General features: G+C 38.9%; 11 protein-coding genes. 7 read left to right on the forward strand and 4 right to left on the reverse strand.

The window, feature by feature from the left end; genetic code table 11:
- Positions 1–16 precede the first annotated feature (16 nt).
- From AC07M3_RS11640 to AC07M3_RS11650, 3 genes are all read right to left on the reverse strand, one after another.
- Positions 17–3,082, reverse strand: coding sequence for an efflux RND transporter permease subunit (locus tag AC07M3_RS11640; RefSeq protein ID WP_494567367.1), 3,066 nt, complete (start codon positions 3,080–3,082; stop codon positions 17–19).
- Complete coding sequence (locus AC07M3_RS11645) at positions 3,079–4,203, reverse strand: efflux RND transporter periplasmic adaptor subunit (protein ID WP_494567368.1); 1,125 nt, start codon at positions 4,201–4,203, stop codon at positions 3,079–3,081. The genes AC07M3_RS11640 and AC07M3_RS11645 overlap by 4 nt, the downstream gene beginning before the upstream one ends.
- 82 nt (positions 4,204–4,285) lie before the next feature.
- Positions 4,286–4,906, reverse strand: coding sequence for a TetR/AcrR family transcriptional regulator (locus AC07M3_RS11650; RefSeq protein WP_004643418.1), 621 nt, complete (start codon positions 4,904–4,906; stop codon positions 4,286–4,288).
- A 127-nt stretch (positions 4,907–5,033) separates the two neighbouring features.
- On the opposite strand from AC07M3_RS11650, the gene AC07M3_RS11655 reads away from it, so the two are divergent.
- From AC07M3_RS11655 to AC07M3_RS11685, 7 genes are all read left to right on the forward strand, one after another.
- Entirely contained in the window at positions 5,034–6,470 is a 1,437-nt protein-coding gene (locus tag AC07M3_RS11655) for an efflux transporter outer membrane subunit (RefSeq protein WP_494567369.1), read from the forward strand.
- Positions 6,471–6,557: 87 nt separating this feature from the next.
- Positions 6,558–7,343, forward strand: coding sequence for an SDR family NAD(P)-dependent oxidoreductase (locus AC07M3_RS11660; RefSeq protein WP_494567370.1), 786 nt, complete (start codon positions 6,558–6,560; stop codon positions 7,341–7,343).
- Between the two features lie 260 nt (positions 7,344–7,603).
- Positions 7,604–8,884 (forward strand): OmpP1/FadL family transporter, encoded by a 1,281-nt coding sequence (locus AC07M3_RS11665; RefSeq protein WP_494567371.1) that lies wholly within the window; start codon positions 7,604–7,606, stop codon positions 8,882–8,884.
- A gap of 1,076 nt (positions 8,885–9,960) precedes the next feature.
- A complete protein-coding gene (locus AC07M3_RS11670) occupies positions 9,961–11,322 on the forward strand; it encodes an MATE family efflux transporter (protein WP_494567426.1) in 1,362 nt (453 codons plus the stop codon).
- A gap of 125 nt (positions 11,323–11,447) precedes the next feature.
- On the forward strand, positions 11,448–12,281 hold the full coding sequence (locus AC07M3_RS11675; protein ID WP_494567372.1) for an AraC family ligand binding domain-containing protein: 834 nt from the start codon (positions 11,448–11,450) through the stop codon (positions 12,279–12,281).
- Between the two features lie 50 nt (positions 12,282–12,331).
- A complete protein-coding gene (locus AC07M3_RS11680; protein WP_494567373.1) occupies positions 12,332–12,937 on the forward strand; it encodes a LysE family translocator in 606 nt (201 codons plus the stop codon).
- Between the two features lie 534 nt (positions 12,938–13,471).
- On the forward strand, positions 13,472–13,819 hold the full coding sequence (locus tag AC07M3_RS11685; RefSeq protein WP_494567374.1) for a hypothetical protein: 348 nt from the start codon (positions 13,472–13,474) through the stop codon (positions 13,817–13,819).
- Here the strand turns inward: AC07M3_RS11685 and AC07M3_RS11690 are convergent.
- Entirely contained in the window at positions 13,794–14,264 is a 471-nt protein-coding gene (locus tag AC07M3_RS11690) for an AnBLUF65 family BLUF photoreceptors (RefSeq protein ID WP_199989950.1), read from the reverse strand. The two genes, AC07M3_RS11685 and AC07M3_RS11690, sit on opposite strands and share 26 nt — an antisense overlap.
- Between the last annotated feature and the right edge of the window lie 197 nt (positions 14,265–14,461).

The raw sequence follows: 14,461 nt of genomic DNA on the forward strand, positions 1-14,461 counted from the left end.
CTTAAGAATCTGATGATTAAGCTGTAGGTTTGACTCTGATTTTGAACCAGATTGAATACATAGCCGGCAAGAAAACCAAAGTTAAAATGGTTCCAGCCAGTGTTCCACCAATCAATGTGTAAGCTAGCGTTCCCCAAAACACCGAATGAGTCAGAGGAATAAAAGCCAAAATAGCAGCCAAGGCCGTTAATATGACGGGTCTGGCACGTTGTACTGTCGCCTCCACAACAGCATCCAACGGGTCGAGTCCAGCTTGCTTGTTTTGCTGAATTTGACCAATCAAGATGAGTGTGTTTCGCATTAAAATTCCAGACAATGCAATCAACCCAACCAAGGCATTGATACCAAAAGGCTGCTGGAATAATAGAAGCGTCGGTACCACACCGATTAATCCCAACGGGCTGGTGAGAAACACCATAATCATTGCAGCTATAGATCTCACCTGAAGAATGATAATGAGCAAAGTCATTGCCAACATGATCGGGAAAATAGGAAGCATAGCTTTGGTGGCTTTACCTGACTCTTCAATAGAACCTGCTTCAACGATGCGATAGCCCTTCGGTAGATTTTTTATAACTGACTGAAGCTGTTTGGTAATTGCTGTAGATACATCTGGTGGTTGCAATCCTTCAGCAATATCTCCACGAACGGTTATTGTTGGTACGCGATCTCGACGGCGTATAACAGGCTCTTCCATCCGCACTTCAATCTTGCCAATTTGTGACAGAGGAATACGTTGTCCATTTGCCCCAGTGAGTGTGAAATCACCAATTTTTGCAGGATCCAGTCTTATATCACCCGCAGAACGAGCAACAACTTGTACTGTACGAATATCTTCGCGCACAGATGTTATCGGAATACCTGTTAACAAAAACTGTAGTTGCTGTGCCACTGAAGCCGAGGTAAGACCAACTGCTTGTAGACGATCTTGCTGTAATGTGAAATGAAGGGCTGGTGTACGAGTTCCCCAATCGGTATTTACAGTTCTCATCATTGGGCTAGCATTCATAACATGCTGAACTTGAGCTGCAATTACACGCAATTTTTCTGGATCTGGCCCTGTAACACGGTAAGCCACTGGATAGGGTGAATATGGTCCAAAGACCAGTTGTGTAACACGCACCTGCGCCTCAGAAGCAAGACCATTCGAAACCGCTTGTCTTAAGCGATGTTTTAAGGCTTCTCGTTCTTCTTGGTTGTCAGTTCGTATCACAATCTTGGCAAAGGATGGGTCTGGTAACTCAGGTCCCATGGATAAATAAAACCGAGGGGCGCCTTGGCCAATATACGATGTCACAATCTTTGCTTCATTTTGCTTAGATAACCAAGCTTCAACTTTGGCTGTAGCAGCGCTAGTTTGCGTAATCGATGTACCGTAAGGCATTTGTACTTCAACAAGTACTTCAGGTCGGTCAGAAATTGGAAAAAATTGTTTTTTCACCAATGTCATTCCACCTATTGCCAAAACAAATAATCCGATAACACTACCAGCAACAAGCCATTTACGCGCAATCACACGTTCAAGAATTTGACGGAAACGGTTATATCGTGGTGTGTCATAAATTGCATGATGTCCACCTTCGACTTTTTTAAAATCAGGTAACATCTTCACACCTAAATAAGGTGTAAAAACTACTGCCACAATCCATGAAGCAATAAGGGCTATGCCAACAATCCAAAACATATTGCTGGTATATTCACCGGCCGTAGATCGGGCAAAGCCATTTGGCATAAATCCAACAGCGGTGACTAATGTTCCAGAAAGCATAGGTGCTGCGGTATGGCTCCATGCATAAGCAGATGCAGCTATTCGACTAAAGCCCTCCTCCATTTTGACGACCATCATTTCAATGGCAATAATGGCATCATCTACCAAGAGTCCTAAGGCAAGAATAAGAGAACCCAGTGTAATTCGGTCAAAGTTTTTGCCCGTTGCCAACATCGCCACAAAAACAATAGCTAATGTGAGCGGTACAGCCATAGCAACAACAAGTCCAACTCGCCATCCCATGCTGATAAAGCTTACAAACATCACTACAAGTAATGCTGCAAAGAACTTAATCATGAACTCATTTACCGACGAGCTAATATTTACCGCTTGATCGGTCACCTTATTTAAGCTGATACCAAGGGGTAAATCTTCATTGATTGAGCCAACTTCGTTCTCTAATGCTTTACCAAGATCTAATCCATTCCACCCTTCACGCATGACTATACCTAGCAATAAGGCAGGTTCTCCATCATTACGAATAAGGAATGTTGCAGGATCTTCATAACCACGTTTAACAGTCGCAATATCTGATAATTTCAAGGTGCGACCTTGAGCAGTTATAGGCGTGTCACGAATTTTTTGTAACTTATCAAAAGCACCATCCAATCTGACAAAAACTTGAGGACCTTTGGTCTCAATAGAACCAGCTGGAGTAAGCACATTCTGATTATTAAGTGCAGCAAACACATCTTGTGGATTTACGCCTAGTGTTGCCAAGCGCTCATGTGAAAATTCAATATAGATACGTTCAGGTTGCTCGCCAATAATATTGACCTTTTTTACCCCAGGGACATGAAGTAGCTGCTGTCTAATTGTTTCTGCATCACGCACCAGCAATCTTTGTGCTTCATTTTTTGCCTTCAAAGCATATAAAGTAAAGGTTACATCCGCATATTCATCATTAACAAGTGGCCCAATTACCCCTGAAGGTAAATTGCTCATTTCATCATTTGCTTTCTTCCTTGCTTGATAAAACTCCTCCTGAACTTGAGATGGAGGTGTGCTATCAAGTAAGGTTAGTGTCGTAAAAGCTAGCCCAGGCCTTGTATAGGTTTCTGTTCGATCGTACCAACGTAGCTCCTGCATCCGTTTTTCGATTTTTTCAGCAACTTGATCTTGCATTTCTTGGGCAGTTGCACCGGGCCAAGCAGTCACAATGGTCATGACCTTAACTGTAAAGGCTGGGTCTTCAGCTCGACCTAACTTAAAAAATGCAACAATACCTGCAATTGAAATTAGAAAAATCAGGAATAGAGTGATACCCCGTTCACGAACAGCAAGAGCTGACAGGTTAAAACCTTTCTCACTCATGAGTGTCCTCCTTCATTTCCAATTGAAGGATTATTTGCCTTTGATGCAATACGGACTAACTCGCCTTCTCGAAGTAAATGTGCACCTAGAGCAACAATTTGATCTCCACGCTGAATATTGCCAGTTACATATGCATATTCATCATCAATCTGTTTTACAACAACAGAACGCCACGTTACTTTCTGGGTTTTTCTATTAATTACCCAGACACCAGCTCCTTTTCCTTTATCAAGTAGTGAACCAACCGGTACTTGTAAAAAATGTTGTGAACTCTGATTTTGAGCTCCAATACGTACAGTGACGGTTGAACCTAAAGGAGCGTTTGCCAAATCTCCGTCTAATACAAAACGTGCTTCAAAAGTACGAGTGAGCTGATCTGCTGTATCTGATAACTGTCTAAGCTTAGCTGGGACACTTATATTTTCTTTACCAAAGAGAGTGGCTTGACCAATAGCTCCTATCGCAGGGCGTAAAGTCTCGGGAAGCTGAATAACTGCTTCTCTTTGACCAGAATGAGCTAAACGAATTACTGTTTGACCCGCGCTTACGACTTGCCCCGGTTCAACCAGTGTTTCCATAATTGTGCCATCACCATCGGCTGTTAAGTCGGCATAGTGACTGGCATTTAATGCAACTTTAGCTTGAGCTTGCGTTGAACTTAGCTGTGCTCTCGCCGTATCTGCTGCTGCCTTAATCTGATCATAGGCGGAAGCAGATATAGCCCCACTTCCACGCAAATCACGATATCGAGCTTCATCTTTTTCTGCCTGTTCAGCACGTGCTTTGGCTGCGCCTACAGCTTCTTGCTGAGCTTTGGCAGCAAGTTCCAAATCAACCGGATCAATACGCATCAGTAACTGTCCGCGTTTTACCGTCTGACCGGCTTCAACAAACCGTTTAATTACTTTGCCAGAGACACGAAAACCAAGATCACTTTCTACCCGTGCGCCTATCGTGCCTGTAAATGCTCTTGAGTCAGAAGTGATTTCTTCTTGCACAGTTGCGACTCGTACTAATGGGGCTGAAGTACGGGGGTCAGATTGTGTATTTTCAGCACAACCTAGCAAGAAAAAAGGAAATAAATATATTGCAGCAAATGGAATAAGGCGACGATAACGCATATTAGAGTCCCCCCCTTGAAGAAATTAATCAGGAGACTCATTTTTAATCAAGTGACCAATTTAGTCAATAGTCACAAACTTATTATGGCGATAAACTTCTCAATACAAGACTAGAAAGCAACACTGGAGCATCAGCGTTATATGAAATGCTATGTTGTAAAAGTAATGGATGTAGATAAGGTCTCATAACTAAATAAATAGCCTTAACTGCTTCATCAATTGGTGTTTTTCTTTCAAAATCACCAGTTTGACGACCTTCTTGAATAATATTTTGTAGTACTTTAAGAATTCGATTTTCATAAGCAACTGTAGCATCCCATTTCTCAGAGGCTGCAGAAACTGCAATTTCATAGAGCTTACGATCTTGAGAAAATAAACGAAGGCTCCCTTCCACAATTACTTTAAAAAGTACTCTCAATTTTTCAGCAGGATATTCAGCTTCTTGAATGGCAGCATTAACTTCATCTTCAATTTCACGCAAGCAATTGGCACATATCATCTCGCCAATTGCCTGTTTAGATTCAAAAAATTTATAAATATAAGCTTTAGAAAAGCCTATAGATTTTGCAAGATCAGAAACTGTAGTTTTCTCATAACCATAGCGGCTGAAATGCTCTGTAGCAGCAACCACGATTTGGTCCCTTACCTCATGATCTTCCGGTCCTCGCTTTGAAACAGGATAACTACTTTTTTCTTTACTCATATTTTCAATTTAAACCTTTGTGTGAAAGTAGTAGTTTAACTCTTGGCCCCTGATATTGACAACAAGTGACTAAATTGTATTATAGTCACAATTAAACCATTGTTCAAAATCTCGCCTCGGGGAAAATATGTTATCTAGATCTATCGTTCTCCTACCAATACTCACCAGCATTCTTGCTGCTTGTACCGTAGGTCCTAATTATAAACGTCCTAGTATATCTCTACCCGAGCACTATCTTGGCGCTCCCTTAAACTCACCAAGTGACGAAACCAAAGCAGATATTGAAGTATGGTGGAAAAGTTTTAATGACCCTCAACTTACTCGATATGTCACCTTAGCGTTAAAACAAAATCTGGATCTGACCCAAGCATATACCCGTGTGACTCAAGCTCAAGCAGGCTTATCGGCAGTCAATGCTTCTTTACGCCCAATAGGTACTGTTGACGCGCAAGCAGCTAAAGCTTACCAATCCGTTGAAACTCCACTGGGGCAAGTTTTAAATTCAATGCCTAATTTTGACCGACATGGTAGTTCTTATGAGGCAAACCTAAGCGCAACTTGGGAGTTAGATATTTTTGGAGGTCTTCGAAGAGATCGTGAAGCTGCTCTTGCAAATTATCAGTCTTCAAACGCAGGAGCCTCAGCAGTTCGTTTAATGGTCGCAGCTCAAACTGCAAATATCTATATTAATATTCGCGGCTTACAATCTCGATTAGACATTGCCCAACAACAATTACAAACGCAACAAAAACTTCTTTCTACCATTAATCTTTTATATAGCAAAGGATTAGCTTCCGAATTTCAGGTCAAACAAGCTAAAGCGAATGTTGCTCAAGTTCAAGCCGTAGTTCCCGCACTTGGAATGAATCTAGACATTGCCATGAATGCACTCGACGTCCTGCTTGGAACCGTACCAGGAACTCACCGAGCAGAACTAGCAGAAATAAAACCAATTCCCGTTATTCCTCAGATTACAGAAACTGGAACACCTCGCGATCTTTTACGTAGACGACCAGATCTCATCATGGCTGAAAGACAACTGGCAGCTTCAAATGCCCGCATTGGCAGTGCGATTGCAGAATATTACCCAAAGGTGTCTTTAGGCGGTTTGATAGGTAGTGCAACCACAGCAAGTGGAAACTTATTTTCAAGTGGTGCCAATCAGGCGGCTGGCTTATTAGGCTTACGTTGGCGCTTATTTGATTTTGGTCGAATTAATGCAGAAATTCGCTTAGCTAAGGGACAAGAAGCCGAAAAGCTTGCAGCCTACCAATTAGCCGTTTTGCATGCAGCTGAAGATGTAGAAAACTCATTATCAACTTTGTCTAAACGACAAGAACAGTTAATGGCTCTCCAAGATGGAGAAAATGCATTAAAGCATGCACAGAAAATCGCTTTAATTGCATACCAGAAAGGGATTAACAGTCGAATAGAAGTATTACAAGCAGATTCAAGTGCTTTGCAATTTTCAGATAGAAAACTTCAAGCACAAACTGATTCAGCCCTTGCAGCTGTAGCAGTTTATAAATCACTAGGTGGCGGCTGGCAACCTCAAGATTTTTAAAATTTAATCATCCAGATTGAAAAGCACAAAATGAGGAAGAGTAATGCAAAGTAATTTAAATTGTTATAGCAAACCGGAGTAAGTGAGATGACAGAAAAAAATAATTCTTGGGTCCTTGTGACTGGTGCATCAAGCGGTTTTGGTGTCGAGTTCGCTAAGCAGTACGCTGAGCAAGGCAGATCACTAATCCTAGTAGCGCGCACCCTAAATAAGCTTGAAAACCTTGCTACTGAGTTACGCCAGAACTTCAATATCGAGGTCATTGTGGAACAAGTGGATCTTTCCTCTATTCCTGCAGTTACTGCGTTACATAAGCGTCTACGCGAAAGAGATATTGTGGTTGACGTTTTGATTAACAACGCAGGCCATGGATTGCAAGGTCCATTCTTGGATGAGGCTCTTGATCATTCATTAGCAATGATCGATCTGGACATCCGCAGCTTGACCGCAATGACACGCCTGTTCGGCGAAGACATGCGCGCCAGAAAAAAAGGAAGCATATTGATGGTCGCCAGTATGCTTTCTTATCAAGGCGTTAAGAATTTTGCCGTGTACTCCGCTGCTAAAGCATATGTACTAAGGTTTTCTGATGCACTCCATCGAGAATTAAAAAAGGATGGCGTCGTCGTTACAGCACTATGCCCAGGCCTGTCAGATACGGGATTTGTAGCAGGAGCTAAACAAAAGCTAACGCCAGCCTTAAAAATGGTCATGATGCAGCCCAAGCCCGTGGTTCAAGCGGGAATCCGAGCACTTCAAGCAGGCCGTATGAGTGTGGTGCCAGGGTTTGGCAATAAAGCAATTACCATCCTGACTTGGGCAACTCCACGTTGGTTACATCAATCTATCATGGCCGCCGTGATGGGGGTTTAGTCACATCAGGCTAACTATTTATTCGATTTTTTTTGCAACCTAATCCTCGCTAGCTAACTCATAGCCCTAAACAAGAGTTAGCTAGAGTTTGCACATCTTATTGATTGCTAGTGCTCATACTAAATGATGATCAGAGTTGGAACTTAAATAATGGATGAGCTTCATACCTACAACAGTAATATTTTCGGTTAATCGAATTCTCTAGGAAACATAAACACAAAATGTCTCATAAACATTTTCACCTCAAGGAAAGACGTAAAATGAAATTAAAAACATTAACTACAGCAATTATTTTAGTAACTTTACCAATGACGGGGGCATTTGCTGCATCTCTAGATCGTTCAGGTCAGTCTATCTCTGCATTCTTGCAACCAGGTAATTACTTTGAAGCAGGTATTTCAGTATTAGATCCAAACGTTTCAGGTAAAGTGCGTAATGAATATTCACCAAATGCAACTCCACCAAGCGTGATTGGTTTACAAAATACAAATATTAGTGACATGGGGGATGATTATTACTTCCCTAGCGCTGCGCTAAAACTACAAGTAACAGACAACTTCTCTTTTGGCCTAATTTATGACCGACCATTTGGCGCAGATGTTACTTACTCGCTCTCTGACCCAGCATCAGCTGCTGCAGGTGGCTTAGGACTATTTCACAATGGTACAGAGTCACTGAAAGTTGAAGTAAAAACCCAAAGTATTTCAATGTTGCTTGGCTACCAACCAACTGAAAATTTTAATTTTTATGCAGGTCCCGTTTACCAAACAATTGAAGGTGATGCTCAATTTCGTGGCTTAGCATTTGGTGGGAATAACAGCTTTGGTGGATATAATCTCAACATTAAAGAAACTGGCGGCGTCGGCTGGCTGGCTGGCGTTGCATATCAAATTCCAGAAATTGCATTAAAAGCATCTGTTACTTATCGCTCTGAAATTGATCATGAAATGACAATCAATGAGAGCTCCATTGCAACATTAGGGCAAAATATTGGCACTTTTATTAATATGAATAATGGCTTGGAGCAAACAAAAATTACTACGCCTCAATCTGTTAATCTAGATTTTCAAACAGGTATCATGGCGAATACAGTTGCATTTGCAAATGTGCGCTGGGTGAACTGGAAAGATTTCACTATCCGCCCTTATGCATTCGGCGTAGCTTCAGAAGTCGCAGGGCCCTCTGTTGGCAAACCAAATGGATTTGATCTAGCTGCCTATAGTGATGACCAATGGTCAGCAAATATTGGCATAGGCCGTAAATTAAATGACCAATGGACAGGAAATATTTCTGTAGGTTGGGATTCTGGGGCAGGTAACCTTGTGACTGCATTAGGGCCGACAGAAGGATATTGGAATCTTGGCTTAGGTGCTCAATTCAGCCCAACACCACAAACGTTTATTTCAGGTGGGGTAAAATATTTCTGGTTAGGTGATGCCAAGTTACAAACTAGTGCGCAATTTAATACACCAAATTATGTTGCAGAGTTTAAAGATAATTATGCTATCGCATATGGATTAAAAATGGGCTATAAGTTCTAATGATTGATATTAAAAAAACATTTAGATGACCTGAGCTCAAAAGTTAGTTGGCTTGATTTAACGGCTTTTTAGACTGAGTTCTGTAACGTACAGGTCTCAGTCTATTAAATTTATTCTTTGTTCTTTCACGCTTTTGTCCTGTTTATTAATTGCTTTAATTCTTGGCCTTAGAAATATTTAGATTTATGTATTTAAGACTCTCCTATCCTACTTATAACTTATCAGTGAAAGCTCATGGGTCATTTGTGTATTGTTTAGTATTATCAGCACAACTTAACGAAAATAATGGAATTAAAATATTGCAGTATATGGGATAAGGCACTAAAGCATATTAGAACCAACGTCTTGTAAAATTTTTAAGAAACTATTTAAAAATAACCAAATCAATCATAAGTCACAAACCGATTAAGGCGATAAATTTCTTAATATAAGATCAAAAAAGTAGCCTTAGTACATTCGTATTGATGATTAATTCTCTATTGCAAAATAATGGATATAAATAAGTTGATCACTAGGAAAATCGCTTTGACAGCTTTAGAAACTCAATTCTTTCTTTTAAAATAAACAAAGCCACATCATTTTTGCATCATTTCTTGTAATAATTTTTTGTCTTCTTATTTCAAAATAAATTACTGATTAAAAATAATAAATTAATTACATTATATAAATCAGCTCAGAAAAATCTATTGATTTTTCAAAACTAGAAACTGTAGTTTTCTTATAATCATAGCGACTGAAGTGCTCTGTAGCAGCACTTAGGATTTGATCTCTTACCCCATGATCTTCTGGTCCTCCCGTCGGGAGAAGATAACTACTCTTTTCCCAATTCATATTTTTTATTTGACCTTTTTTTGAAAATGACAGTTTAACTCGGCCTATTTATTATTGACAAATAGTGACCACACAGTAATATAGTCACTATTAATAATTATTCAAAACATTGGGGAAATATGTTGTCTAAAACTCTCGTTGTCTTACCAATATGAGCTAATGCTTTGCAATTCATGGAGAGAAAAGTACAGGTACAAACTGATTCAGTCCTTACTGCTGTAGCAGTTTATAAAGCGAGAATTATTATGCGGGAACAATCAGTACGCCAGCCGTTAAATACACATGATTTAAATCATGCGATCTTAAACGGACCAATTCCCCAAGTAATGCTAAAACTGGCGTTACCCACCATAGCCGTTCTACTTGTACAAACCCTGATTGGATTACTAGAAACATATTTTGTTAGCTCTTTAGGAACTGATGTAATAGCTGGCGTAGCCGTAGTGTTCCCAATTCTTATGCTCATGCAAATGCTAGCGAATGGTGGATTTGGTGGAGGGCTTGCTTCAGCAATTGCTCGGGCTTCTGGAGCAGGTCGATCAGAAGATGCCCAATCCCTTGTCTGGCATGGTGTAATTCTTGCCGGCATTTTGGGAGGAATTTTTAGCATTGTTATGCTCACCTCAGCCCAGATGATATATCACTTAATGGGCGTTACTGGCTTAGCTTTAGATGCAGCCCTTAAATATTCCAATATTATTTTTATAGGTTCCCCCCTTATATGGGCTGTAGCCCTACTCTCAGCCGCATTACGCGGTGCAGGTGATACAAAAACTCCAGCTCGCATAACACTTCTAGGCGGGGTACTACTTTTACCCCTATCACCTATTTTCATTTTTGGTTGGGGATTCATTCCTGCATTTGGCGTCGCTGGAGCTGGGCTCGCTGTCTTAAGTTATTATATTTTTGCCATCATATACTTAATTAGACATATGCGAACAACACATAGCATTATCAAATTATCGATTACACCTATCAATTTTCAGTTCTTCAAAGATATTCTTGGTATTGGTTCACTATCCGCTATTGGAATAATTCAACTCAATTTAACTGTTGTCATCGTAACAACCTTAGTTGGTCAATTTGGTTCTGATGCAATCGCGGGGTACGGTATTGCTTCCCGACTAGACTACGTGCAAGTTCCGCTTATGTTCGGTATCGGCTCAGCAATCATGACCATGGTAGGTATTAATTATGGAGCTGGACAATTTCAAAGAGCACGCCATATCACATGGATCGGGGTTTTTATTACATTTCTTATCACTGGTGCAATAGGGCTTTTCTTTAGTATTTTTCCTTCCATTTGGCTTGGTTTTTTCAGTCATGATCCATCTGTTCTTCAGACTGGAACGAATTACTTGCAGCATGTTGCGCCTTTTTACGGAGCAATAGGTATAGGTATGGCACTTTATTTTGCAGGCCAAGGTTCAAAACGATTATTAGGTCCTATCTTAGCTGGTACCATCAGAATGATTATTGCAGCTGTTCTCGGAAGTATCGCTGTTCTATATTTTGATGCAAGTTTATCAACTTTCTTTCAAGTTATTGGCCTGAGTGCTTTGATATTTGGTGTGGTGTCCTGCTTGGCAAATTTTATCCATAGATAAAATTGCATTGAGTTCAAAAAAATTGCTCAATTTTCTTAAAGATTTTGCACAAATCTTCTAGAACTACACTCACCTCTTTTGTACCGTTCTAAGGGCTAAACTTAAAAATTTATGGGTGGATTGTTATGGGTAACTGGGTGGATATTTCAAAAGATACCAATACAGGTATTGAAACAATCCGTGCCCATTTTACTGGTCATGCTTATGATCCCCACTGGCATTCGAGCTATTTAATTGGTGTAACTGAATCCGGCATTCAACAATTTCACTGTCGTAAAAAGCAAATCAATAGTCATGCGGGGCAAGTCTTTATGCTTGAACCAGAAGAAATCCATGATGGACATGCTCCTGCGTCTGATGGCTTTACCTATCAAATGCTCTACCTACATCCAGACTGGTTGAAACAACGTATCCAAGGTTTATTTCATAATAGCCCTGATCACTACGAGTTAGTGATTGATGCACCATTAAAGTCAGATGAACAGCTCGCTATTATTACTTCTCAAGCATTTCGGCATTTGCACTATAAAGAAATGAATATTGTGAAAGATAACAGTCTAGACCTACTTATTCAGTATATCTCACAAGGGAAATGGTTAAAAAAAGCTCACCAATCATCTTCTACTCACACGCCTCGAATCGCATACCAAATTCGAGATATTTTGCATGATCATCTATTTGAAGATATCGGACTTGAAGACATCGCTTGCATGATAGGCCTAGACCGATACCATATTCACCGCATTTTTAAAGCAACTTTTCACTTAGCACCTCATCAATATCTCATTCAACTCAGGCTTACTCGAGCGCGTGATTTACTCGCCAGAAGCATATCTCCCGCACAAGTTGCTTCAGATTTATGCTTTGCTGACCAAAGTCATTTAAGTCGCTGGTTTAAGCGCTGCTATGGTTTAACACCTGCTGCCTATAGAAAAATCTGCACAAATCTTCAAGATTAAAAATCTTAATTATTTCATCTTATCTCTCCCTATTAACTCAACTAGACAAGATGGAAAACCTCACTGCATTTTCATTATTTGCTATTGTTGCCTCAATTACTCCCGGCCCAACTAATTTTATAATTTTAAGCTTAAGTAGCCGTTATAAAATTTCTAAAACTATTCCTATCATTTTAGGCTCTTGTATTGGTGCAGCCTTACTTGTGCTCATCGTTGGCATTGGGCTAGGTTCAACCCTTCTGGCTTACCCAATTATTCAAAAAATAATGACATTCATTGGTTTAATCTGGCTCACCTCATTGGCTTGGAAATTATATAGCTATCACCCCGCTACTCATTTAGAACAAGATAAACACCAGACTCCTATAGGTTTTAAGGCTGGCTTTTTTATGCAAGCAATTAATCCTAAAACGTGGATGATGGCTTTTGCAGTGATTAGTGTCTACACAAAACAAGGGCAAGATATCTGGGTGAATGTCTCAATTTTATCCTTCATTTTTTTAGTTATAGCTATTCCTTGCCTATACATGTGGGCCTTAGCGGGTAGGCTAAGTAATCGATTATTTTCACAAACAAAGCATATGAACATTTTTAATAAAATGATGGCACTAACACTACTCATCTCTGTATGGTTGCCACCCCTATCTACTTTTTAATGTATAAATTAGGTCATATAAATTTTTATTATTAATTTTCTATATTAAAAACTACGTACTCTTATAATTTCATAAAATAACTTTTTTACTGAATACTCATTTAATGACCTAATATTTTTTATTTTGAGAAAGATGCCTCCTAAAACACATGTTACTTTTTGTTATTTATGTAAAAATCAACCTAACAATAAAACCAAATAAGCCATTGTTAAATATAAATTTATATTAAATATTATTCTGTAAATTTTGCCTATTTTTTAAACAAACGTAGGTAATTTCTCACAATCATGTAAGCCAAAACCTACAACACAAGCAATTGTTTTTCCTATAATTAATTTCAGTACATATAAGCACTCTTTACTATTAAATAGAAAGCTGAATATTAATGAAGAGATCTGGAGAATCGGTAACATTATCTTTATTAATATAAAAACTCCTAATAATAGAAAAAGAATCTCAAAAAATTAATATGTACTATCTTTCCTCTGGAAACAGAGGAAAGATAACTTTTAGTCATCAGATAGGATATAGAAAATGTTTATTGCAAAAAATATATTTGTATATTTACTATCAATGTTAGCTTTATGCTTACTGATTATTTTCTTTAACTACCTAGGAATGAACGAAATAACCAACCTTCTGCTCTCTTCTGCACTTTTTGGAATATTTATTACTTGGTATTTCAAAGGTAGCGGACTATGTCTCGCCTTATTTAGCTTTTTTTACTGGGCAATGTTTGTTATTAGCCAAAGTTTAGAAGTGATATCAATGCTCGCAAGTTCAATTATTGTCTATCTTGTTATGACTAAAATCATTCCTAAACTCAAGACCCTCCATATTTGTGATAGCCAAACAGCTAGAAAGGGTTCACCCCACGCTTAACCATTCCTACTTTCTTAACCGTATTCATCTTGGTTTGATCAGCAATCAATAATTCATTTAAGAAATTTTTTAAATTCTGCTCATCAAGGCGAATGGGATTAAAACTAGTTTCTCCCATACTTAAAAAGAAAGATTCAATATTTGTATTACGCTGTACATATTTCATCGACCAACGCTGAAAAGAATTCTTCTCAATGGAATATGTACATAGCCATTTAACATTGTAGTGTCTTTGATCATTTTTAATCTTTTCAAATAATCTTTCTACTAACTCTTGTTCTCCTTCTAAGCATTGAAAGAAAGCATTATCAGCATAATAGAGCACACCACAAATTTGATTCAAATCATTGAAATCTCGAGCTTCTGTCAAGATATCACGTAAATCTTGCAGTAAGTCTTCATTTTTTTCGTTTCGTTGGCTGGCATAACACAGTCGAACGTTCATTAACAATTCCGTGAAATATAAAATTTCTTTATCTAAAGATTCTTCAATCTAACATATATCTATTCCTGATAATCTATATTTCTTCCCTATGCTAAGCATTAAACAAATGGCTGATTTTAGAGATAAGAGATAAGAGATAAGAGATAAGAGATAAGAGATAAGAGATAAGAGATAAGAGATAAGAGATAAGAGATAAG

Source organism: Acinetobacter sp. GW821-FHT09D10, assembly GCF_059416285.1.